At 26.5% G+C, this 23519-nt stretch carries 24 protein-coding genes; 4 read left to right on the top strand and 20 right to left on the bottom strand.

The genetic code is table 11. The features are described 5' to 3' along the window. Positions 1-62: 62 nt before the first annotated feature. The gene (locus ACTNAO_RS08995) at positions 63-248 is read right to left on the bottom strand and encodes a hypothetical protein (protein WP_441026420.1); all 186 of its coding nucleotides are present in this window, start codon (positions 246-248) and stop codon (positions 63-65) included. A 14-nt stretch (positions 249-262) separates the two neighbouring features. After that, positions 263-727: an NUDIX hydrolase gene (locus tag ACTNAO_RS08990; RefSeq protein WP_441026422.1), complete on the bottom strand. Its 465-nt coding sequence runs from the start codon at positions 725-727 to the stop codon at positions 263-265. A gap of 182 nt (positions 728-909) precedes the next feature. Between ACTNAO_RS08990 and argF the strand changes: the two genes are divergently transcribed. Next, positions 910-1905, top strand: a complete 996-nt coding sequence (gene argF, locus ACTNAO_RS08985; protein ID WP_441026424.1) for an ornithine carbamoyltransferase — start codon at positions 910-912, stop codon at positions 1903-1905. 37 nt (positions 1906-1942) lie between these two features. Here argF and ACTNAO_RS08980 read toward each other — a convergent pair whose 3' ends face one another. The 8 genes from ACTNAO_RS08980 to ACTNAO_RS08945 all read right to left on the bottom strand — a co-directional run bounded on the left by ACTNAO_RS08980 (position 1943) and on the right by ACTNAO_RS08945 (position 12086). Then, positions 1943-2380: an aspartate carbamoyltransferase regulatory subunit gene (locus ACTNAO_RS08980; RefSeq protein WP_441026425.1), complete on the bottom strand. Its 438-nt coding sequence runs from the start codon at positions 2378-2380 to the stop codon at positions 1943-1945. 1 nt (position 2381) lies between these two features. Further along, positions 2382-3302: an aspartate carbamoyltransferase gene (pyrB, locus tag ACTNAO_RS08975; RefSeq protein ID WP_441026427.1), complete on the bottom strand. Its 921-nt coding sequence runs from the start codon at positions 3300-3302 to the stop codon at positions 2382-2384. A gap of 182 nt (positions 3303-3484) precedes the next feature. Then, positions 3485-4903, bottom strand: coding sequence for a [FeFe] hydrogenase H-cluster radical SAM maturase HydG (hydG, locus tag ACTNAO_RS08970; RefSeq protein ID WP_441026464.1), 1419 nt, complete (start codon positions 4901-4903; stop codon positions 3485-3487). Positions 4904-4924: 21 nt separating this feature from the next. Continuing rightward, the gene (locus ACTNAO_RS08965) at positions 4925-5176 is read right to left on the bottom strand and encodes a TM1266 family iron-only hydrogenase system putative regulator (protein ID WP_441026429.1); all 252 of its coding nucleotides are present in this window, start codon (positions 5174-5176) and stop codon (positions 4925-4927) included. 197 nt (positions 5177-5373) lie between these two features. Continuing rightward, positions 5374-6303, bottom strand: a complete 930-nt coding sequence (locus ACTNAO_RS08960) for a TRM11 family SAM-dependent methyltransferase (RefSeq protein ID WP_441026431.1) — start codon at positions 6301-6303, stop codon at positions 5374-5376. 1 nt (position 6304) lies between these two features. Next, positions 6305-6754, bottom strand: coding sequence for a dUTP diphosphatase (dut, locus tag ACTNAO_RS08955; protein WP_441026433.1), 450 nt, complete (start codon positions 6752-6754; stop codon positions 6305-6307). 136 nt (positions 6755-6890) lie between these two features. Continuing rightward, positions 6891-10997, bottom strand: coding sequence for a carbohydrate binding domain-containing protein (locus ACTNAO_RS08950; protein ID WP_441026434.1), 4107 nt, complete (start codon positions 10995-10997; stop codon positions 6891-6893). Positions 10998-11255: 258 nt separating this feature from the next. Then, a complete protein-coding gene (locus ACTNAO_RS08945; RefSeq protein ID WP_441026435.1) occupies positions 11256-12086 on the bottom strand; it encodes a SpaA isopeptide-forming pilin-related protein in 831 nt (276 codons plus the stop codon). Positions 12087-12232: 146 nt separating this feature from the next. Between ACTNAO_RS08945 and ACTNAO_RS08940 the strand changes: the two genes are divergently transcribed. Continuing rightward, a complete protein-coding gene (locus ACTNAO_RS08940) occupies positions 12233-12925 on the top strand; it encodes a polysaccharide deacetylase family protein (RefSeq protein WP_441026437.1) in 693 nt (230 codons plus the stop codon). A 293-nt stretch (positions 12926-13218) separates the two neighbouring features. Here ACTNAO_RS08940 and ACTNAO_RS08935 read toward each other — a convergent pair whose 3' ends face one another. The 6 genes from ACTNAO_RS08935 to ACTNAO_RS08910 form a co-directional block, all read right to left on the bottom strand. After that, complete coding sequence (locus ACTNAO_RS08935; protein WP_441026438.1) at positions 13219-14961, bottom strand: EAL domain-containing protein; 1743 nt, start codon at positions 14959-14961, stop codon at positions 13219-13221. Positions 14962-15199: 238 nt separating this feature from the next. Beyond that, a complete protein-coding gene (locus ACTNAO_RS08930) occupies positions 15200-15394 on the bottom strand; it encodes a DUF4250 domain-containing protein (protein ID WP_441026439.1) in 195 nt (64 codons plus the stop codon). A gap of 122 nt (positions 15395-15516) precedes the next feature. Next, positions 15517-16383, bottom strand: a complete 867-nt coding sequence (locus tag ACTNAO_RS08925) for a tRNA 2-thiocytidine biosynthesis TtcA family protein (RefSeq protein ID WP_441026466.1) — start codon at positions 16381-16383, stop codon at positions 15517-15519. Positions 16384-16420: 37 nt separating this feature from the next. After that, a complete protein-coding gene (locus ACTNAO_RS08920) occupies positions 16421-16969 on the bottom strand; it encodes a nitroreductase family protein (protein WP_441026441.1) in 549 nt (182 codons plus the stop codon). Between the two features lie 11 nt (positions 16970-16980). Next, positions 16981-19194 (bottom strand): AAA family ATPase, encoded by a 2214-nt coding sequence (locus ACTNAO_RS08915; RefSeq protein ID WP_441026443.1) that lies wholly within the window; start codon positions 19192-19194, stop codon positions 16981-16983. A 4-nt stretch (positions 19195-19198) separates the two neighbouring features. Next, entirely contained in the window at positions 19199-19498 is a 300-nt protein-coding gene (locus ACTNAO_RS08910; RefSeq protein WP_441026445.1) for an ATP-dependent Clp protease adaptor ClpS, read from the bottom strand. A 465-nt stretch (positions 19499-19963) separates the two neighbouring features. On the opposite strand from ACTNAO_RS08910, the gene ACTNAO_RS08905 reads away from it, so the two are divergent. Further along, positions 19964-20527 carry a YczE/YyaS/YitT family protein gene (locus tag ACTNAO_RS08905; protein WP_441048067.1) on the top strand — a complete coding sequence of 188 codons (564 nt, stop codon included), beginning with the start codon at positions 19964-19966 and terminating at the stop codon, positions 20525-20527. A gap of 140 nt (positions 20528-20667) precedes the next feature. On the opposite strand, the gene ACTNAO_RS08900 is transcribed toward ACTNAO_RS08905, so the two are convergent. After that, entirely contained in the window at positions 20668-21078 is a 411-nt protein-coding gene (locus ACTNAO_RS08900) for a peptide deformylase (RefSeq protein ID WP_441026449.1), read from the bottom strand. Positions 21079-21106: 28 nt separating this feature from the next. Next, complete coding sequence (locus tag ACTNAO_RS08895; protein ID WP_441026451.1) at positions 21107-21253, bottom strand: hypothetical protein; 147 nt, start codon at positions 21251-21253, stop codon at positions 21107-21109. Positions 21254-21504: 251 nt separating this feature from the next. Between ACTNAO_RS08895 and ACTNAO_RS08890 the strand changes: the two genes are divergently transcribed. Further along, a complete protein-coding gene (locus tag ACTNAO_RS08890; protein ID WP_441026453.1) occupies positions 21505-22089 on the top strand; it encodes an AAA family ATPase in 585 nt (194 codons plus the stop codon). Positions 22090-22146: 57 nt separating this feature from the next. Here ACTNAO_RS08890 and ACTNAO_RS08885 read toward each other — a convergent pair whose 3' ends face one another. Together ACTNAO_RS08885 and trhA are read right to left on the bottom strand one after the other, a co-directional pair. After that, positions 22147-22620, bottom strand: coding sequence for a hypothetical protein (locus ACTNAO_RS08885; RefSeq protein WP_441026454.1), 474 nt, complete (start codon positions 22618-22620; stop codon positions 22147-22149). A 95-nt stretch (positions 22621-22715) separates the two neighbouring features. After that, positions 22716-23408, bottom strand: coding sequence for a PAQR family membrane homeostasis protein TrhA (trhA, locus tag ACTNAO_RS08880; RefSeq protein WP_441026456.1), 693 nt, complete (start codon positions 23406-23408; stop codon positions 22716-22718). Positions 23409-23519 lie beyond the last annotated feature (111 nt).

Genomic DNA, 23519 nt, shown 5'->3' with positions numbered 1-23519 from the left:
GACTTTTATAAAAGTGATGATTCTTCATCTTATCTTTTGGAGTTATTCAACATTCATATTATTTATTCCTTTACAAATAGCAAATTAAAAACTCTTTCAGTAATATATATCTCATCATCTACTATATTCACATTATACCCTTCAATAATTTCCTTGCTATGTTTTTTTATTATATCTTCAAATTCTAAAGCAGTATTCTTCTTTTTAGGAAATGTAATAGATGTTTCAAAGCCCTCCTTAATATTCATATATATCACCTCTACTATAAATCCTGACTTTCACTAGTTATAGCATCTATTTCTTGTAATCTATCAAATTTGCCTTTAAAAACTTCTGGCTTTATATTTAGTTTATTAAGTTCTTCTAATGTAAAGAATTTATATATCATATCATTATCAAGACCTGTAAATTCATTATCATTTTCAAAATCTGCTTCACCATAATATACAAAATTATATTCATGAAATTTTCTATTATCATATGTAAAGAAATTTTCTATGAGAGTTATGAATTTTATGTTTTTAAGATCAACTCCAAGTTCTTCTTTACATTCTCTTATAAGAGCATCTTTAGAATTTTCAAGAGTCTTTATTCTGCCACCTACACATATCCAAAAATCATCATTAATATTTTTATGCATAAGGTATTTATCCTTATATTTTATTATTGCGCATACTCTGCAGTTCAATAGTACATCATTAATCATAACACTTATATCATCTTTCATTACAATCATATCCTTTTATGGTAATAAACATATATTATATACTAATTACCTTATTATAACAATAGTATGCAGTTTTTGCATATTTATTCATTTTAATGCATAATCAATTTACATTTCTGCAATAATAATGTATAATTATAATACAAAGTAAAAATTACATTTAATAAATAAGGAGGACAATAATGGGGATTAATTTAAGAGGAAGAAGTTTTTTAAAACTATTAGATTTTACTCCAGCCGAAATTAGATATTTAATTGATTTGGCAAAGGATTTAAAAAATTTAAAAAGAGCAGGCATAGCTCATGATAAATTAAAAGGAAAAAATATAGTATTATTATTTGAAAAAACATCAACAAGAACAAGATGTTCTTTTGAAGTTGCAGGGCATGATTTAGGAATGGGTGTAACATACTTAGATTCTGCTGGATCTCAAGTAGGTAAAAAAGAAAGTATAGCTGATACTGCAAGAGTTCTTGGAAGAATGTATGATGGCATAGAATATAGAGGCTTTAGTCAAAAAACAGTTGAAGACTTAGCTAAATATTCAGGTGTTCCAGTATGGAATGGTCTTACTGATGAATTCCACCCTACTCAAATGATTGCTGATCTTTTAACTATAGAAGAAAAATTAGGACATTTAAAAGGTGTCAACTTTACTTATATGGGTGATGCAAGAAACAACATGGGTAATTCTCTTATGGTTGCTTGTGCAAAAATGGGAATAAATTTTACAGCATGTGCTCCTAAAGAACTTTTCCCTGCAGAAGATTTAGTAAATACTTGCAAAGAAATAGCAAAAGAAAATAACTGTACTATAAGATTAACTGAAGATGTTAATGAAGGAACTAAAAATGCAGATGTATTATATACAGATGTTTGGGTATCAATGGGAGAACCAGATGAAGTTTGGAAAAGTAGAATAAATCTTTTAAAACCATACCAAATAAATAAAGCTGCTATGGATAATGCAAAACCTGATGCAATATTTATGCATTGCCTTCCATCATACCATGATTTAGGTACAAAGGTAGCTCAAAATATACATGAAAAATTTGGACTTTCAGAACTTGAAGTAACAAATGAAGTTTTTGAAGGAAAACAATCTGTTGTTTTTGATGAAGCTGAAAATCGTATGCATTCAATTAAAGCAATAATTTATGCAACAATTGGAGTTTAATACTAAAAAATGCATGTGCTTTTGCACATGCATTAAATTAATTATCAGCAAGTCTTGTTATAGTATCACAATATTCACATCTATAAGTTCCTTTCTCTCTATCCATTAATATAAATGAATGAGGAACATATTTTTCATCTATTGTAATACATCTTGGATTTTTACATATTAATATATTTTCAACCTTTTCTGGAAGTTGTGGTTTTACTTTGTTAACTATTTTTCCATCCTTAACTTCATCTATAGTTATTCTTGGAGACATAAGTGCTAAAATAGTATAATCAACATCACTTGTATCTTCTTTTTCAAATTTTATTATATCTTTTCTGCCATATTGTTTACTTTCAGCATTTATAATAAGGGCTGCTCTTTCATTATTTTTATCTAAATTAAGATATTTAAATATTTTAACCCCTGCACCTGCTTCAATATGATCAATTACAAGTCCATTTTTTAAACTAGTTATTTCAAGCATTTTATACCACCCCCAAAAGTTTTGCCATAAGTGCCATTCTTACATACATACCATTTTCTGCTTCCTTAAAATAGCATGCCCTTTTATCATTATCTACATCCATTGATATTTCATTTACTCTTGGAAGAGGATGCATTACTATCATATCATCCTTTGCAAGCTTCATTTTTTCAGCATTTAATACATAACTATCTTTTAATCTTAGATATTCTTCTTCATTAAAAAATCTTTCCTTTTGGATTCTTGTCATATAAAGAATATCAAGTTCAGAAATAACATCTTCTATTCTATCTACTTCTTTATATTTTATATTATTCTTTTCAATAAATTCTTTTTTTATGTATTCAGGAATTCCAAGTTCTTTTGGAGAAATAAGTACAAATTGTACATCTTTATATCTTGTCATAGCTTTTATAAGTGAATGTACTGTTCTTCCATATTTAAGATCACCACAAAGACCTATTATATGTCCATTTAAACTTTTCTTTTCACGTCTTATAGTTAAAAGATCTGCAAGTGTTTGAGTAGGATGTTGATGACCTCCATCTCCAGCATTTACTATTGGTACACTTGAGTATTTACTTGCAACTCTTGCTGCACCTTCCCTTGGATGCCTCATAGCTATAATATCTGTATATATAGATACCATTTTTATAGTATCAGCTAATGTTTCACCTTTAGATGCTGAACTTGAATTTGGTTCTGAAAATCCAAGGACCTTACCTCCAAGTCTCATCATTGCAGCTTCAAAGCTAAATCTTGTTCTAGTGCTTGGCTCATAAAAAAGTGTTCCAAGAATTTTTCCATCACAAACCTTTGAATATTTTTTTGGATTTTCTATAATTTTATCTGCTAAATCAAAAATAGAATCTAATTCTTCAGTAGAAAAATCCATTGGATCTATTAAGTGTTTATTTTCCATAAAATCACTCCTTTTTAATATGCATAAAAAATGCCTTCCTAAAATTTCTAAAGGAAGGCATAAAAATCCCATGTAATTAAATTCACATATTTATAATATATCTTCCTTATTGATATCTCTGTACCAAATTAAAGGTTATCTTTTGTTTAGAATAACACCAAAAAAATATATTGTCAAATAAATTAGAATCTAAAATCTCTCTTTCCATTATTTTCATCTTTTAGATGTTCTATAACTAGTTTTTTTACTTTTTCATTTGGAATATTTTCAATTTGCTTTTTAATCATTTCTTCTCCTACTTCCTTAGTTGAAGAAGATGCATAATCTTCTAAATATTCTTTTAATGTCATTAAAGCATTTGGAAGACAACAGTTTTTAATTTGTCCAGCTTTTACAAGGGACATAAATCTATCTCCAGTTCTTCCTTCCCTATAACATGCTGTACAAAAACTTGGAATATATCCCAAATCTAAAAGCCAATGTACAACTTCATCTAAAGTTCTATTATCATTTACATCAAATTGAGCTGAATTATCTTCTTCTGATTCCTTTTCTGCATAACCACCTACACTTGTAGATGAAGCTCCGCTAATTTGTGATACTCCAAGATGTAAAACTTTTTCTCTTGTTTTTTGTGATTCTCTTGTAGAAATTATTATTCCAGTATAAGGAACTGCTATTCTAAGTACAGCTACAATTTTTGCAAATATCTCATCAGATACAGCATTTTTATAATCAGTAGGATCTACATCATCTGCAGGACGTATTCTTGGAACACTAATTGTATGAGGACCAACTCCACATGCTGCCTCTAAATGTTCTGCATGCATTAAAAGCCCTGTAAAATCATATTTATATGTTTCAAGTCCAAATAAAACTCCTATTCCCACATCATCAATTCCACCTTCCATTGCTCTATCCATAGCTTCTGTATGATAAGCATAGTCATGTTTTGGACCAGTTGGGTGAAGTTTTTCATAGTTTTCCTTGTTATAAGTTTCTTGAAATAATATATATGTTCCTATTCCAGCTTCTTTTAATTTTCTATAATTTTCAACAGTTGTAGCTGCAATATTTACATTAACTCTTCTTATAGCACCATTTTTATGATGTATGCTGTATATTGTTTTTATACTTTCAAGTACATATTCTATTGGATTATTTACAGGATCTTCTCCTGTTTCAAGTGCAAGCCTTTTGTGCCCCATATCTTGAAGTGCTATTACTTCTTTTCTAATTTCTTCTTGTGATAATTTTTTTCTTCTAATATGTTTATTTTTATGATGATATGGACAATAAACACATCCATTTACACAGTAATTTGAAAGATAAAGAGGTGCAAACATAACAATTCTATTACCATAAAATTCTTCTTTTATCTTTATAGCTAAGTCATATATTTTTTTGTTTAATTCTTCATCTTCACAATCTAAAAGAAGCAATGCCTCTCTGTGAGATATTCCTTTAAGATTTTTAGCTTTTTCAAGTATACTTTCAATTAGCTGCTTGTTATTTTTGTTATTTTTTGCAAATTCAAGTGAATCTAAAATTTCCTCATGACTAATAAATTCTGTAGCCACCTTTGATTTTGGATTATACATCATACATTTCCTTCTTTCTTGTTATTTTGATTGTTTAGAATATATAGTCTTTACATTTATCCCTTTAATCATTCCAAGCTTTCCAGAAAGTGAACTAATTACATTATTACTTGCATCTATAACAATACTAATAATACTTACATTCTTTTCCCTATATGGTATTCCCATTCTTCCAACTAAGTATTTTGAATATTCATGTAAAACTTCATTTAATTTTTCAGTTGAATTCATATCCTCAACTATTATTCCAATTAATGCTATTCTTGTTTCCATAAATATTCTCCTTTAAAATAAATTAAAAAATCCTTACGCAAAAAAGGCGCAAGGATAGCATAAATTCTTTTTTATACTTTATCGCCTTATTAATTAGGTAATTCCTGGTTACTTCAGAACGATTTTTATATTTTTTATCTTTTTTCTTAGAAATTTTCATCTTTGAAATCAGACACTTTATTATATCATATTTTAAGCTAATTGCATATTTCAATATATCTTTTAAATTTGCCTTTATTTACAGAACCTCTATCTTTAATTACAAATCCTGCAGACTTAATTAAACTACTCATATTTTCAAAAGTTATAAATATTACTTTTTTAGATATCCTTCTAGCTGAATAAATAATATTTTTTTGTGCTTCATATGTTGTTTTTGTAAAAAGTCCATAAGGAATATCAATTATGCATGTATCATAAGTTTGTTTTATATCATTAATATCTTTAAAACTTATAATTTCTCTATTATATCCAAAAAAGCTTAAATTATCTCTAGCCCTTGAAACTATCTGCTTATTAATATCACTGCCACAGGCATTAATCCCCATAGATAATGCTTCTAAAATAACTGTTCCAACACCACAACATGGATCTATTAAACTTTTAGATAAATCATTACCTACAGCAATATTTACAACAGCTCTTGCAACTCTTGTACTTAAGGAATTAGAATAAGAATTAGGCTTATCATCATGAACATGCCATAAAAAATTATTTTTTATGTATTCTCCAAAAATCCATTTATTATTAAACCTTGTTAAAGCTAAAACTATCTCAGGTTCATGAATATCAGCATTTCCATTAATAGCTATACCCATCTCTTTAATTAGTTCCATTCTTTTCTTATAAGGCACATTAGGTTTATGAGATTTTACATATACTATTTTAAATAAATCATAAGATAACTTATCTCTTTTTATATCATTTATAATATCAAGAATATTATCCTCTTCATAAATTATCTTAATACCTTCCTTAACATATGTACTTCGTGAAACTTCAATAGAAACATCAGATACAAAACACTTTTCCTGTGGTAATATATTAAATAAAGATTTTATTTCTAAATTACATAAGGATTTTTCATATTCAGGATAATTTATTATGTATAAATATTGTTTTTTCATATTATTTATTTTCTTTTAGCCCAGATGAACCAAAACCATTTTCTCCTCTTTCACTTTCTGAAAGATTTTCTACTTCTTCTACTTCCACCTTAAATACAGGTTTTATAACCATTTGAGCTATTTTCATTCCTTCTTCTATTTTAAAAAGTTCATCACCATGATTTATTACAATGACACCTATTTCTCCTCTATATCCTTCATCTATAGTTCCTGGAGAATTTACAAGTGTTATACCATTTTTTAATGCTAAACCACTTCTTGGTCTTATTTGTGCTTCTGTATTTTTAGGTAATTCTATTTTTATACCTGTATGTACTAAAGCTCTTTCTCCTTTCCTAAGTTCAATTTCATCTATTGAATATAAATCAAGTCCTGCATCTCCTGGATTTGCATAGTTTGGTATTATAGCTTTACTACTTAGTTTTTGTATTTTTAATTTATAGTTTTCCATATATATTCTCCTTTCAATTTTATATAACAATTATAATATTTTACTTTATTTTAGAATTCATATATTCTTATGTCAACATATAAAAATAACATAGCCACATGATTTATGCAGCTATGTCTTAAATATAATAACTTTATTATTTTATTTTGTTTATAAAACCATTAGAATATGTATAAGTTCCAGCCTGTGAAAAATAATAATTTGCTCCATTTCTACTATCCCAACTTCCATTTCCATTGTTAAAGCAAGCAGTCAAATCATTACAATTGCCCAAATTTACAACTAACTTATGTGTATATCCAGACATTTCATTAGTTTTCTCCATTTTTACTCCCGGAGCACTTGTCCATGCACCATTTCCTATTTTATAATGCATATATGGAGTATCATATCCTTTATAATATATTGTTATTTCATTTTTTTCATTACCAATTGGTACTATATTTCCATTGCAATATCCATAAGTTCCAATGTTAAAGCTATAATTTTTGCCACCATTACTATCCCATTGACCAGCTCCGTTATTAAAGCATGCTGTAAGTGATGTTGCCTCGCCTAAGTCAATTTCTGCTTTATAATTATATCCCTCAACATCAGTACATGGCATCATTTTAATTCCAGGTGCTGCTGTCCATTTTCCTCCAACACTATAATGAATATATGGGTTTTCATATCCCTTGTAGTATATTGTAGTAACATTTTTTGATTTTTCTGTTACTGTAATTGTCTTTTCAAAGGAAGTTTGACCTCCTTGAGCTTCTCTTGCATATGCAACAATTTTATAAGTTCCTGCTTTTTCTGGCTTCCAAGTTACTGAATTGCTACTAGAAGAATTTAAAATTGATTCTCCATTAACTGTAATTGAATAATAATTTAAGCCCTTACCACCAGTTGTATTTATTGTAAGAATAGCTTCATTACCTTCCTTAAATGTATCTCCTAAACTTGATGTAACTGATTGTATTTTAAGATATTCATATGGCAATATTGTAAGATTTAAGCTTTTACTTGTAACTGTTTTATCATCTTTAGCTTCTACAGTTATTGTGTAATTTCCTTCCTTACCCATCATCCATGCTAAATCACTATATTGTGAGTAGTTTCTTATAATGCCACTTTCACCTGTTGTATTATTTTTATAAGAATATCTATATTGAACATTTCCAGTAGCATTTTTTACTTGAGCTTTAAAAATAGCTTGATTACCAGACACCATTTTATCTCCAACATTAGATGTAAAACTAGAAATCTCTAATTTTTTAGTTGGTTTTTCAATTTTTGTTATTATACCGTTATTAAATGTATAATATCCAGGTGTAAATGTGTAATTTTTGCCAACATTACTATCCCATTGACCAGCTCCATTATTAAAACATGCTATAAGGTTTCCTTCATCCCCTAAATCAATAGTTGACTTATATGGATATCCTTCTAGTTCATCACATTTTTCCATTTGTATTCCTGGAGCACTTGTCCAAAAGCCATTATCGCCTATTTTGTAATGAATATTTGGATTATTATAGCCCTTATAGTATATGTGCACAGTTGTTTCTTCTGAATTAGTAACTTTATAAATTGTTGATTTTTCTGCCTTTTGACCACTTTTAGTATCTTCCGCAATAACTTTAACTGTATATGTTCCTTTTTCATTTGGAATCCAATTAAATATATCAGATTTATTGCTTGTACTTACTATTTTGTTATCTTTAATAATTTCATATGTGTATTTGATAAATTCACTATCTTTATTTACTTTACATGATATATTTATTGGTGTGTTAATTTCCTGTGGTGAATTTTTATCAAAATTTATACTTTCTATTGAAAATTCTTCTGCTGGAAGTATATTTAATTCTTTTTTAAAATAAGCATATTCTCCTGTAATTAAATCGTCAACAGAAATAATAACAGAAAACTTACCAGGTTCTTTTGGAAATACAAAAACATTTCCACCTTGCTCTAAAAAGTCATATTTCATATCTTCATAGCCAGGATATAATCCATAGCATATATTAATATCATATTTACCTGAACCACCTGTTATATTAGAAGATACTAATATACTATCAAAAGCTCTACAAACATCTTTAGATGCAACAGCACTTAATTTTAAACTATCATATACTTCACTTGCTTTATTATCTCTTATTTCATATATTCCAGGAGTTACTTTATACCTATTACTCCACTTACCTTCAGATTTAACCATAACAAAAATATCTTCATCATTGTAGTTATCTAAATCTATAATAGAATAATAACAATCAGAACTATTACTGTTTAAATTCATCTTCAATTCACTAGACCAATTTCCATTACCTATTTTATACTTTATATAAGATTGAGAATTATCATAGGCTAATACTTTAACTCTATTATTTGTAATTTGTTTTTTTACAAAATTAGAATATCTGTTATCATTTGTATATGCCCTTACTAAATAAGTTGATTTTCCAGTTACAAAATTATCATCTTCATAATAATTTTCTTTAGTTTTTGCAATTAAATTATCATTACGATATATCTCATACCCTTCTATATTATCTACTTTGGGCCATTCTAATTTATATCCAGAGTCTGTATTTATAACATTCAGTTCAGAAGGCGTACCAACTTCACTTTCCTTAAGATAAAAACTGCTAAAAGAATTGCAAATTGAATAATCATCATTATTTTTTGCTTTTAATAAATATTCTTTATTGTTCTTTTTATCCTTAAGCTTAACTTCTTTAATTGTATGTGTATAATTTCCTTGTCCTATAATGTCCTCAATTTTAAATGTCAATCCATTTTTCATAATATAATTTAATGTATAATTTTCATTAATTGCAGCCAAATCAAAACTCATTTTTCCTTCTGATACATTATTGCTACCATCTAATGAAATTCCTTCATTATAAGAATTCATTCCATCTGATGAAAATGGATATAAATAAGTATCTTTATCTGTACAATCTCCATTATTAATAGTCATTCTTAAGGCTTCCCTATCATTAGTATCAAAAGTTACTTCTAAATATAATTTTTCCTTATCTGCTTCCTTTTTTATTGTAAAAGTATTTAACTCATAACCTTCTATTATAGGTCTTTTATTATTATATCCTTTATATCCATTTACTGATGATACCTTATTTAATGCATCATAAGCCACCCATATAAATCCATTATTTCCGTAACCTTCTCCCCATGAATTTACGATTTTAAATGCACCCATTTCTCCATCATCTATCTTGTTGTTATTATTTACATCAATCCATATATCATCATTATATCCAACAAGTGTCATTGCATGACCACCATACATATTACCATCACAAGTATATACTGCTTGTTCATTAGCAAATTTACTATTTTCTGGTACTTCAGCATTAGTTTTTAAATTAGTAGTACAAAAATCATCTATTGTTGTTGAAATAGAAAGTATATTTCCATCATTAAGTACTTTCTTTATAACATTTAAATTATCATCTTTTGCAGATGTAATTGGAGTATCTTCACTTTCATCTGCAAATTTCACATTTATAATATCATCAATTTGATATTGTTTTGCCTTTTCATATAAATTTAATTCAGGTTGAGTGTGATAATCAGTAACAAAATTTGGTGATACATTATAAGATGTTTCTACTGGAACATCCTCAATTGTAACTGATCCAATTTCTTTTAATACCTTAAGGCAATCAGAAGTTACAGAACCATCATCAACACCATGATTAGTTAAATTATATGTCCAAATAGGGCTCATAGTGTTTTCTATTGTAGACTCTCTATTTAATTCTTTATTAGTCATATAAGTCATACAATAATATGTATTTGCATAACTAACACATGCACCTACATATTGACAACTTATCTTTGGAAAATATTTTTTAGTTTTCTCGTCTGTAGGTAAATCAACTTTTGATGGCAATATACTTGGTGCAGCATTTTTTAACATATTATTATTTTGTTTTTTGCTGTTTTTTAATTGCTGAAGTTCATTTACATTTGTAACAATAGTACTGTTATTCTTAAGCCAGTTTTTACTTTCTTCAGTTGGCTCAATTAATCCCGTTGGCATAGAAGAAAAATCTTCTTTTTCTAGATTATTATCATCAGCTTCTTGTGATGATTCTTCATTATAAGTATACTTATCCCTTTCATCTGTAGCTAAAGCTTCTATTCTTGCTGGAAATAGACTACATATAAATGTACCTAAAGCAAAAAACGTTGCTACTCTTTTTAATAATGTTTTTTTATTCATTTTTTCCCCCTTGTTTTTTCAAAAATACAATAAACTATATCTTTTGTATTTCAAAATTCATATAAAAATGATATTTTATACCGTAGATAGTATAACATTATGTTTTAAAAAAATCTTTAATACTTTGCCTTATAAAGTCTAAAGTAAACGTTATTAACTACTTTTTTCTTCTAATTTTAAAATTATACTATATTTGCAGCAAAACACCATCTTATTAATATTTTGCTGCAAAAACCATCAAAAAGCATCAAAATTATATTACTTCATTTTATTAATAATATATATTGTAAAACACTTATTTGATTTTGTTATATTTACTTCATTCCAATTAACATAGGTAGGTTTTAAAAAATATTTTTTATCAATAACTTCAATAATTCTATAGCTTCCATTTGGAATGTTTTTAAATGATGCTTTACCAATGTTATCTGTTTGTTTACACTCAATAAGTTCTGGGCATACACCATTTATTTTATACAAATTGATAGAAACTCCCTTTAATTCTATTCCTTTTATATTTCCTAAATATGCATATACATTTATTTCTCCTGTTTCTTCTTTATCTTCTTTTTTGCATCTTTCATTTTTTAATTCTTCACCCTTACCATCATCAAATTTGTCATCCTTATTTGATTTTACACATTCAAAATTCTTTTTATACTCATTAAAAAATTCTGCATATTCATTTTTTATATAGTCCTCATCATAGAAATCTTCATCACAATAATAATCTTTGTTTTCATAATATTTTTTACATTTTTCAATATCTTTTTCTTCATCACTTAATTCTTTTTTCTTTTTTCTACTAACACATTCTTTTTCTTTCTTTTGATTATGATTTTTATCTTTAGAATACCTTTTATTTGTTACACTACCTTTTCCAAAAACATCACTTACACCATTACAAGTAAAATTTTCACACCTACCATCAGGATAAGTTATATCAAAATTGACAATTAACTTTTCATTTCCCTTAACATCCTCAAATTCCTGAACACTTTTCATATAGTCATTCATATATTTATTAATAATAGGATCTTTTTCCTCCATATTCGTTATACATGTTTTATTAATGAGCTCCTTATCCACAATTATCCCTCCCTATGAAAGTACAATTTTTACAATATAAAAATTTTATATTATAAAATATGAGAAAAGTTTTAATAATGTGAACCATGAATAATTTACAAAAATATTCACAAACTAATTATGATATCTTTATAGGAAGTGACTTTATGAAAAAAATATTATCAATTTTATTATTACTTTTAATAATATTTCCTACAAAACCATATGCAGAAGAAATTGAAAATGAAAAAATAATATACCTTACCTTTGATGATGGTCCAGGAGCAAAGGTAACTGAAAACATATTAGATATATTAAAATCTGAAAATATTAATGCAACATTTTTTTTAATTGGTGACCAAATAAAAGATCAGGAAGATTTAGTTAAAAGAATAAATGATGAAGGAAACGCTATAGGATTACATAGTATGTCTCATTCTAAAAACAAATTATATTCATGTAATGAAAACTTTATTAATGAAATGTTTGAAGAACAAATCCTGTTGGAAAATATTTTACAAAAGAAAATATCCCTACTTAGATTTCCATTTGGATGTAACAATACAAACTACCACTTAAAAAAATCTTTAGTAGATGATCTTCATAACAAAGGCTTTAAAATATATGATTGGAATGCAGATTCTACAGATGGTGCCAATGCTAATGCACCTGTTCAAACTATTGTAAAACGTGCAAAATCTGATAAAGATACTATATATCTTTTAATGCACTGTGGATTTATTAACAAAAACTCAGCTAAAGCTCTTCCAGAAATAATAAAATATTATAAAGATAATGGTTATACATTTAAAGTAATTACTGAAGATACACCCGAAATTTTTCATTATATTGAAAAATAGCTTCATTGTTGAAGCTATTTTCCTAATACTTATTTAATAAATTCTTGTGTTGCATATACCTTATTTCCTATTTTATATACACCTACTCCAATACTAGTGTATGAATTTGAAATATAACATATTTTTTATATAAATTTACTGGTAACTTTATGGGTATATTTCAAATATAAACTTGCATATTTATATTATTCATTTACAATAAATATATTCTTAAAAAATATATATTATGATAAACTTAAATATAAAAATAGTGGATTTAAAAAGAATATATTTCTAATTAAATCCACTTACCCTTAAAGTTTTCTTCCAAGAAGCTTTTTAACATTATTAAATTCATCAGGCTTACTATAATAATATCCTTGTACAACATCACATAGTATACCTTTTAAATATTCAACCTGTTTTTCTTCTTCAACACCTTCTGCTACAACGTTTATTCCAAGTTCATGAGATAATTCTATTATTGCTTCTACGATGCATCTACTCTTTTTGTCATTTAACAAATCTATTACAAAACTTCTATCAATTTTCAAAACATCAATAGGCAATTTTGTAAGATAATTAAATGAAGAATATCCAGTACCAAAATCATCTAGTGCCACACTTATTCCTAAACTTTTAATTTTATTTAACTGTTCAATGTTTTCATCACATGTTTTCATAAGCATACTTTCTGTAATTTCAACTTCAATATACTTAGATGGAACATTGTATTTTTTTATAAATGTTTTAAAATCATCTATTATATTACTATATCTAAACTGTACTTCAGAAAAATTAACTGCTACTTTAAAATCATCATGACCTTCATTTAAAAGATTTTTTACTTTTTTAAAGACTTCTTCTAGTACAAATCTACCTATTGGAATTATCATCCTTGTACTTTCTGCAACTGGTATAAACTCCATAGGACTAACATTTCCAAGTTCTTTGCTTTTCCATCTAAGAAGAGCTTCAAAACCATTTACTGTAGAATCCTGTAATACTACCTTAGGTTGAAAAACTACATATAATTCATTATCTGAAATAGCAGTTCTTAAACCTTTTTCAATAGCATATACCCTATCTATTTCAGTACTTATACTATTATCAAAAAATTGAATTTCATCCTTACCATCATTTTTAGCTCTATATAATGCAGTATCAGCATTTTTCAATAGTATATTGTAATTACTTCCATTATCAGGCGAAAGGGCTACTCCTATTGACACAGTAATAAAAATCTCATTACCATTTAGTTTAATTCCCTCTTCAAAAGATTTTCTTAATAAAATTGCTAAATCTTTTGCTTCATTAAATGATTCTATACCATGTCTAAATATAATAAATTCATCACCGCTATATCTACATATAAGATCTCCTGCTTCAATTATTTTACTAAGTCTTATTGCAACCTTTTTTAAAATTCTATCTCCATCCTCATGACCATAAGTATCATTTATATACTTAAAATTATCTATATTAACTAAAACTAAGGCACATGATTCATTTTCCTTTTGAGATATTTTAAGATAATTATCTATAGTTCTTTTAGTATACGTACTAGATGGAAGATTAGTAACAACATCAAAATCAACTATGTTTTTTAATTCTTCTTCTGCTCTTCTTTCTCTTGTTACATCGTGAATTAAACCAAAATAAAATTGTACATATCCCATTTCATCATAAAAAGCTCTTAATTTTACATTAACACAAATAGTTCTGTTATTTATATCTTTCAATTTAAATTCAAGTCTTACATCCTTGTTACGCTGAATAATCTTATTCCAGATATTAAAAATTTCATCACCATTCATGTCATCATAAATGATATTTGAAAATTCTTCTAATGTAAACTTTACACTATCTCGTTTTTCTGAATTTAGCACTTTTGCCATATTCCCCATAATTTGAATGGTTTCACTTTCAATATTACAAATAATTAAATTATCCTTTGAAAACTCCAAACAACCACGGTACAGTTTGTTAATTTCATCATTGTTCAAATTATTAGAATTTAAATTTTCAAACCTTAAATAAGCTAAATTTTCATCCAATCTAATCTCCCTCCTTGGATTTAGATCTTAGACACTCTAATATTTAGCTCAATTAACATAAACTTAAAGCTTATTTATCATTATTTTTTTTGTCATTGACAATAGATACTACTAAAGCTGTAACTGCTGATGCAAGAACAGCTAATTTCATTACTTTTTTCTTTTTCATAAATATAACCTCCATATTCAATATAATTTAAATTCAAAACTAAAGCTAAAAAATATTTTGTAAGTTTTACTAATTACATCTAAATTGATTTAATTCCCCATTATATGAATACCCTATTGCCCTTAACCTCTCACATATTAAATTTTTAGATATATCATTTTCTATGCAAAAGCTTTCTAATGAACCATAAAAATCTCTAAGTTTCATATTAACTAAACTTAATAAAATATTAGGGTCCATACTCCTAATAGTTTCTTCGTTCATTACTCCTTCTCCTTATAAATATTATATCACAGTAAAAATAATCGACTTATAATTTTATACATAATTAACAATTTATTTACGAAATATAAAATAACATTAAAATTACTTATAATTCCAATATGCTATTCTTCGTCATAAATGTCTAAAAATGATGTTTTTTCCCCTTTCTTTTCCCAACCTAATATTGAATCCATTGCAACATTTTCAGCTGATTTAAAAATAGATTTATCAACATCCTTAAAATTCTTTTTAAGTTCTTTTATCATTTCTTTTATTTCAAATCTCTTATTTCCAATCTTTTTTGCAGCTATCATGCAAGCACAATTAAGAGGCCATATACCACTGTAGTTTATAAATCTTTTTATAGCTTCTTCTTCTATTAAGTATAATGGTCTTATAAGTTCAAGATTTTCAAAATTTTTAGCTTTAAGTTTTGGTAGCATTGTTTTAAAATTACCTGCATAAAGTACATTAAGCATTGTAGTTTCAATAACGTCATTAAAATGATGACCAAGTGCTAATTTATTGCATCCAAGTTCCTGTGCCTTAGCATAAAGAGAACCTCTTCTCATTCTTGCACACATATAACAAGGATAATCCTTAGCCATTTTATCTACTACTTCAAAAATTCCAGATTCATATATATGTGCTGGTATTTCTAAATATTCTAAGTTTTCTTTAAGAAGCTTTTTAATTTCAGGATGATACCCTGGATCCATAGCTATAAATTCAAGTTCAAAATTTACTTGACCATGTCTGTGAAGTTCTTGAAAAAGTTTTGCCATAAGCATACTATCTTTTCCACCTGATATTGCAACTGCAATCTTATCACCATCTTGAATTAATTCATATTCCTTAACAGCCTTGCAAAATTTAGACCATATAGGCTTTCTATATCTTTTAACTATACTTCTTTCAATTTCCTTTAGAGGCTTTTTTTCTTCCTCTGGTATTATTCTTTCGCATCCATTACCTGCAATGCCCATTATATATCACCTCATTACCATGATATTATATCACATAAAGCTATTTGTATTCATTGAAAGTTAAAATTTCATCTATGTTTTTTCTCACCTTTTTTCTTGGTTCTTTAATATCATAATACCCAAGAGCTATTACAAGATGTATTTCCTTATTTTTAGGAATATTTAAAAGTTCCTTTATAGGTTTTTCTCTAAACCATCCCATCATACATGTGCCAAGTCCTAAATCTCTTGCAGCTAAACATATGTGTTCACTTGCAATTCCAATATCCATTGAAGTAAAATCCTTTTGTTTTATTATACCTCCAATTTTAGATGTAATATTTCTTTTTTCCCCTACAACAACTATAAAGGCAGGTGCTGTTAAAGCAAATTTATTTATATTTGCAACTAAAGGATCATGAAGCATATGAGCTAATTTTTCTACCTTTTCTTTATTATTTACAATCACAAATTTCCAAGGTTGAGCGTTACAAGCTGAAGGTGCCACCCTTGCACTTTCAATAATTTTTATTATTTTTTCTTTTTCAACTTCTTTATTTATATAACCCCTTACACTTTCTCTTTTATTAACTAATTCAAAAAAATCCATTTTCTTACCTCTTATAATATCTTTATACTAATCTTATTATCTTTAATATAAGCTTCGCACTTTCCACCCTTTTTTAATTTTCCAAAAAGAATAGAATCTGCCATTTTAAACTTTATTTCATTATTTATTATTCTTTGTATTTCTCTTGCTCCAAATTCTACACTTACTCCTTTATTTATAATATAATTAATGCATTCTTTGTTAGGAACAACCTCTACATTTTTATTCATAAGTTTTTTATTTAAAATATCAAATTGTTTTAATGTAATTTTTTCTGCCATAGCATAATCAATATCATTAAATATAATAATTTTTGTTAATCTATTTCTAAATTCAGGATTAAATATTTTTTTAACTTCATCTATCATATTTTCTCTTTTTATTTTTCTTTCACCAAAGCCAATAAGACTCTTATTAACTTTTGAAGCCCCTGCATTAGATGTCATAATAAGAATTACATTTCTAAAGTCAGTTTTTCTACCTTTACTATCAGTAAGGTTAGCATAATCCATAACTTGAAGTAATATATTGTATATGTCAGAATGAGCTTTTTCTATTTCATCAAGTAAAAGTACACAATGAGGATTTTTTCTCACAGCATCTGTAAGAAGTCCCCCTTCTTCATATCCAACATATCCTGCTGGAGATCCTATAAGTTTTGATATTGTATGTTTTTCTGCATATTCACTCATATCAAATCTAATAAGTTCAATATTTAATGTTTTTGCAAGAACCTTTGCAATTTCAGTTTTTCCAACTCCTGTTGGACCAACAAATAATAAACTAGCTACCGGCTTATTATCATCATTAAGTCCTGCTCTTGAAAGTTTTATAGCTTCTGTAACATTAAAAACAGCTTCATCTTGACCAAAAACTTGGCTTTTTATTATTTTATCTATATTTTTTAACTTTTTACTTTCATCAGCCTCTACTGTTTGCTTTGGCACATTACATATTTTTGACAATACTTCTTCAATAAGTTTTTTATCTACAGTCTGCCTCTTTTTATTTTGAAGATGCATTTCTCTATATGCACCAGCTTCATCAATTAAATCAATAGCCTTATCTGGCAAAAACCTTTCAGTTATATATTTGTCACTTAAAATAACCGCATGTTCAATGGTACCTTTTAAATATCTTACCTTGTGAAAATCTTCATAATATTTTTTTAATCCATTTAAAATTTCTATAGTTTCATCAATTGAAGGTTCCTTTATTTGAACTTTTTGAAATCTTCTAAGAAGGCTTTTACTTTTTGCAAAATATTTATTATATTCTTCATAAGTTGTAGCACCTATAAATTTTATTTTTCCATCTGCAAAATATGGTTTTAATATATTAGACGCATCAAGAGCCCCTCCATTAGTGGCTCCAGCTCCAACTATATTATGTATTTCGTCAATATAAACAATAGGATTTTCAATTGTACTAATACCATCCATAATAAGTTTAAGTCTTTTTTCAAAATCACCTCTATATTGCGTTCCTGCAAGAACTGTACTTAATTCAATAGAATATATTTTTGCATTTTTCAATTTTTCTGGCACATTGCCTTCGTTAATTAATTTCGTAAGTCCCATAGTTATAGTAGTTTTACCTACACCTGCTTCACCTACATGGATTGGATTGTTCTTTGACTTCCTACAAAGTATTTCCATAGTTCTTTCAAGTTCATTTTTTCTTCCAATAAGGGGAGTCTTATCATAAACTTCTTCATTTAAACAAGTAACATATTTTAGCCACTCTTTTTCTTCCTTCTGCATACTAGAATCTTTTTTAACATCTTCAATAGAACTACTATATTCATCTTCATAATTTATAAGTTCTCTAATTAAGTTTATCTGTTTAACTCCTTGTTTTTCTACAAAATACGCAGCATTGCTTTCTCTAAGATTAAGTATGCCACTAATTATATGTGGAAGTTCAATAACCTCTTTATCACATGAAGTTGCCTTAAGAGTTGCAAAAGATAATACTTCATTAAATGAAAAACTTATTTCCGGATTACCTTTACAGTCTGAATCTAATTCATTTTCCAAGTAATTTTCTAAGTCCTTTTTTAACTTTTTTGAATTACCACCACTTTTATTAAAACTTTCTTGAAATTCCTTATTATTTACTATAGCAAGAAGCAAGTGCTCAGGAGTTACATATTCATGTTCCTTTTCTTTTGCTATGCTTATTGCATTTATTATTAAGTTTTCTACCATATCATTAAATTTCATAATCTTACGCCTCTTCCACCTTTATTCTAAATGGATATCCCTCATCTTTAGCTAGACTAAGGGATTTTTCGACTTTTGTTTTTGCAATATCATATGAATAAATTCCAACTACAGCACTGCCACCTTTATGTACACTCATCATTAAATTAAATGCTTCTTCATTATTTTTATTAAAAATCTTAATTAAAATATATATAACAAAATCCATTGATGTAAAATCGTCATTATACATAATAACTTTGAATTTACTAGGCTTTTTTATTTTTATTCTTTCTTTTTCTAAACCTTGTACATTTAGCCCCATATTATTATTTTCTCCTTGTAATATCTCGTGTATATCTTTAAACTTTATCTAAGTTATATAATATCATATTTTTTTAATAATATTATGATTTTTAAGTTATATTTAAGGTTCTTATTTAATAATATATTCATAGAAGGAAACAAAAACAAAAGTATTTGTAGTTCATAAATACTAAAAATTTACTCCTATTTATTAAATAGCAAAGAAAAAGTTCACCCTAACTTTTTCTTTGCTATTTTTTAATTTATTTTTTATTTATATTAATAATTATTAACTATTTGTCGTTTTTTGTTGAACAAAGTAAATATATATGTTAAATTATATATTGTCATTCTACGTATGTATACTATTACAATAAAATTTCACAAAGGAGAAATTATTAATGAATAACTTTAAATTATTACTAAAAAACTTTTAATTTTCTTTTTAGGACTTTTTACTATTCAAGCAGGAGTTGCCATTTTCTTGCAAGTAGCTATTGGTGCAGATCCTTTCACTATATTTACACAAGGAATTGCAAAAACTTTCAACATAAATGTTGGTAATGGTAACCTATTATTATCTATAATATTCACATTAATAGTAATATTTATTTTTAAAGGATTAAAACAAATAAATATAGGAACACTAATTGCATTAATTTTTGCTGGAGTATTTATAAATTTCATAAATACAATACTAGCTCCTTTGAATTTAAATAGCTGTCCTGTTATTGTAAAAATATTCCTTGCTGCATTTAGCTGTTTAATAATAGCAATAGGATTTTCTCTTGAAAAAGCAACAAACTTAGGTGTTGCACCTAATGATTTATTTATTTTACTATTTACTGAAAAAACAAATATTCAATATAAATGGATTAGAATAGGCATTGATTTAACATTTTTAATAGTAGGTTTCTTACTATGTGGTATAGATACCTTTGGTAGTACAGTTGGAATTGGTACTATAATTAATGCTCTTATTCAAGGACCTATGATACAATTTTTTATGCATAGAATAGACAATCTTGTAAAACCATTTATCTCATAAATAAAACAAAGGCTACTTTAAAGAAGAGTAGCCTTTATTTAGGAAAATTTTAAATGTAGAATATTTCAACACCTGAAAAACTAACTTCTCCAGTTATTGTTAATGTATTAATTATTACACTATTAATTACAAGCTTTATGTTATATTATTATTCCATTACAATGATCAATTTCATGTTGAATAATTTGAGCTGTAAAGCCTTTAAATGTATCCTTATGTTTAATAAAATTTTTATCTAAATACTCTACTTCAATTATTTCATACCTTGTTATTTTTCTAACACCAGTTAATGAAAGACAGCTCTCCTCTGTTTCATAAGGATTCTTTTTTGATATAATAACTGGGTTTACCATTGGAATAATAGTATATCCTGCAGAAAATACTATTACATTTTTTAAAACTCCTATCATGTTTGCTGCCATTCCCACACAACCATTAATATTTGCCCTTAAAGTATCAACTAAATCATTTATTACATTAATATCATTTTTTGTAGCATTTTCAGACTTTTGACCTAAAAATAATACATCTTTTACAATTGGTTTTATCATAATATTACAACCTCTCCATAATATTTATTTAAATATAATTTTTTATTCCATATTTGTTAATTTGCTTTTTTATATTATCATTAATGACATTGTTAAATATAATATCACAAGAAAAACATCCAACAATTTTATCAATATCATAGTTGCATTTCTTGATAATAATATATTGTTCCATACTTCTACATCCTTACTATTAATATTCTATATGCGTAATTGTATGTTAATATATTAGATTAATCATATTTATCTAATATATTCATAAGATGCCTCATCTACCTTTTTAATCGTAATTGTAATTATAATAATCTAATTATACACTAAGGAAATGTATTATAAATAATATTTTTTTTACAAATAAATAAAAAATATAAAAAAATGTGTTATAGTATTTATTGTAGAAAAAATCACAAAGGAGAATCTATTATAATGAAAAAATTAATCTTAGTTACATCACCACCTGCATGTGGAAAAACTTACATTTCTAAAGAATTATCTAAGAACTTGAAAAATATAGTATATTTAGATAAAGATACTCTTATATGCTTATCTAAACAAATATTCAAGGTAGCAAACGAAGAATACAATAGAAGTTCAGATTTCTTTGAAGAAAATATTAGAAATTATGAGTATGAAGCAATACTAAATTTAGCTATGGAAGCATTAGATTACAATGACAAAGTTCTTATTAATGCACCATTTACCAGAGAAATAAGAGATCCTTTTTTCATTGAAAAATTAAGAGATCAATTAAAAGAAAAAGATGCTAAATTAGTTGTTATATGGGTTGAAACTTCAAAAGAAGTTTGCAAACAAAGAATGATTGAAAGAGACTCCGATAGAGATACATGGAAACTTGAACATTGGGATGAATATATAGCAGGATGTAATTTTGAAGTTCCTACACTAATAGATGATCCAGCAAAAAAAGATGGATTGTTAATATTTAAAAATTCTTCTGATGAAGAATTCGAAAATTCTATGAAGGAAATAGTTGACATATTAGAGTCTTAAAATAAAAAAAATGAAGCTAAATTATTTTTTTATTATAGCTTCATTTTTTTATTTTTATTAGTAATACTTATCTTTCACTTCTCTTGTAAAACCATAATCAATAATTTGTAATCTTCCATTTATTATTCCCCAACTAGTAACTTTAACTAAATCGCTAACTAAGAGATTATATTTGTACTTTATATTACGTATTAAAGATAATTTAGAAAACTCATTTTTACTATAAACATTAAAATATCTCCATACATAATTAATAGACTTTATCTTTTCAGCTTTTTCCATAACAACATATTTATAATTTGACATAGCAAATATAATATCTGCAAATATATCAAAATCATCATTATTTGAAATCTTGAATTCAGTTTTGTTTTGCTCTATTCCAGCTTTGTTTTTTGCTACCTTTATTACATATCCATTACTTAAATCAAATACTTCTCTACTAGAACCGGAGCCAATATATTTGTATTTTCCTCTTTGTAAATCATATATGATTTTATCTTTTATATCTTTATCAATTAATAAAGGCATTTTATCCCAACCTTATAAATATAATATTAAAGTTTGCTACTTAACATAACTTTAATATATTTTATTATCTACAAACTTATAAGGTTACAAATTTTTTAATAAACAAAGAAATAAATTGCAAACCAATGAAGTATTGCTCCTAGCAAAACATAAAAATGCCACTTAAAATGATCATATTTTTTATCTCTTGCAAAAGGAATCATTCCCACTGTATATATAATTCCACCAACTAATATTAAAATAAGTAAATAAATATCATGCTTAAACCAACCAGGAAAAAACATAAGTCCACTCCATCCAATTACAAAGTATAATGTAAAATGTATAAAGCTAAATCTACCTGGTCCAAATATACATATTATAGTAATGCCAATTAGTATAAGAAACCATTGAACGCAAAAAAGTGTAATACCTAAAGTATTGCCCCAATAAACAAGATATAATGGAGCAAATGTACCTCCAATAAGCAAATATATAGAAGAATAATCAAATCTCCTCCATAATCTTTTTGCAGTAGATCCACTTTTAAAAGAATGATATAAGCAACTCATAAGCATTAAAAAAAATAAACTTATACCATAAAAGCATGATGCCATAACTTTAAGACCAGTGTCTGACTTAAGCAAAAGGAGTACCATTCCAGCAATGGCTAGCATTGCCCCTACGCCATGAGTTATTGCATTTCCTACTTCCTCTAAAATAGTTAATTTAGGTGGTTCATTTAATGCTCTAATTTCCTGTTTTCTCTTCTCTCTTTGAATTTCCTTTTCACTTTTATTACTACTCACATTATCTGCTACTTAAAATGTAATCAAATATAAACATTTTAAGAATTTTACTGTTTCAATGTATCTGCTTTTGTTATAAAAACTACTTGCATTTGATATGATACTCCACAG

This window comes from Clostridium sp. HCP1S3_C6, from assembly GCF_052066735.1.
GTDB lineage: Bacteria > Bacillota > Clostridia > Clostridiales > Clostridiaceae > Clostridium.
Note: the sequence above shows the minus strand (reverse complement) of the source record. Positions and strands in the feature narration are given on the sequence as shown.

What these genes read in the sequence shown, in the direction of transcription:
- ACTNAO_RS08995 (WP_441026420.1), bottom strand. Translation starts at nt 248, where the DNA reads ATGAATATTAAGGAGGGCTTTGAAACATCTATTACATTTCCTAAAAAG.
- ACTNAO_RS08990 (WP_441026422.1), bottom strand. Translation starts at nt 727, where the DNA reads ATGAAAGATGATATAAGTGTTATGATTAATGATGTACTATTGAACTGC.
- argF (WP_441026424.1), top strand. Translation starts at nt 910, where the DNA reads ATGGGGATTAATTTAAGAGGAAGAAGTTTTTTAAAACTATTAGATTTT.
- ACTNAO_RS08980 (WP_441026425.1), bottom strand. Translation starts at nt 2,380, where the DNA reads ATGCTTGAAATAACTAGTTTAAAAAATGGACTTGTAATTGATCATATT.
- pyrB (WP_441026427.1), bottom strand. Translation starts at nt 3,302, where the DNA reads ATGGAAAATAAACACTTAATAGATCCAATGGATTTTTCTACTGAAGAA.
- hydG (WP_441026464.1), bottom strand. Translation starts at nt 4,903, where the DNA reads ATGTATAATCCAAAATCAAAGGTGGCTACAGAATTTATTAGTCATGAG.
- ACTNAO_RS08965 (WP_441026429.1), bottom strand. Translation starts at nt 5,176, where the DNA reads ATGGAAACAAGAATAGCATTAATTGGAATAATAGTTGAGGATATGAAT.
- ACTNAO_RS08960 (WP_441026431.1), bottom strand. Translation starts at nt 6,303, where the DNA reads ATGAAAAAACAATATTTATACATAATAAATTATCCTGAATATGAAAAA.
- dut (WP_441026433.1), bottom strand. Translation starts at nt 6,754, where the DNA reads ATGGAAAACTATAAATTAAAAATACAAAAACTAAGTAGTAAAGCTATA.
- ACTNAO_RS08950 (WP_441026434.1), bottom strand. Translation starts at nt 10,997, where the DNA reads ATGAATAAAAAAACATTATTAAAAAGAGTAGCAACGTTTTTTGCTTTA.
- ACTNAO_RS08940 (WP_441026437.1), top strand. Translation starts at nt 12,233, where the DNA reads ATGAAAAAAATATTATCAATTTTATTATTACTTTTAATAATATTTCCT.
- ACTNAO_RS08930 (WP_441026439.1), bottom strand. Translation starts at nt 15,394, where the DNA reads ATGAACGAAGAAACTATTAGGAGTATGGACCCTAATATTTTATTAAGT.
- ACTNAO_RS08920 (WP_441026441.1), bottom strand. Translation starts at nt 16,969, where the DNA reads ATGGATTTTTTTGAATTAGTTAATAAAAGAGAAAGTGTAAGGGGTTAT.
- ACTNAO_RS08915 (WP_441026443.1), bottom strand. Translation starts at nt 19,194, where the DNA reads ATGAAATTTAATGATATGGTAGAAAACTTAATAATAAATGCAATAAGC.
- ACTNAO_RS08910 (WP_441026445.1), bottom strand. Translation starts at nt 19,498, where the DNA reads ATGGGGCTAAATGTACAAGGTTTAGAAAAAGAAAGAATAAAAATAAAA.
- ACTNAO_RS08900 (WP_441026449.1), bottom strand. Translation starts at nt 21,078, where the DNA reads ATGATAAAACCAATTGTAAAAGATGTATTATTTTTAGGTCAAAAGTCT.
- ACTNAO_RS08895 (WP_441026451.1), bottom strand. Translation starts at nt 21,253, where the DNA reads ATGGAACAATATATTATTATCAAGAAATGCAACTATGATATTGATAAA.
- ACTNAO_RS08890 (WP_441026453.1), top strand. Translation starts at nt 21,505, where the DNA reads ATGAAAAAATTAATCTTAGTTACATCACCACCTGCATGTGGAAAAACT.
- ACTNAO_RS08885 (WP_441026454.1), bottom strand. Translation starts at nt 22,620, where the DNA reads ATGCCTTTATTAATTGATAAAGATATAAAAGATAAAATCATATATGAT.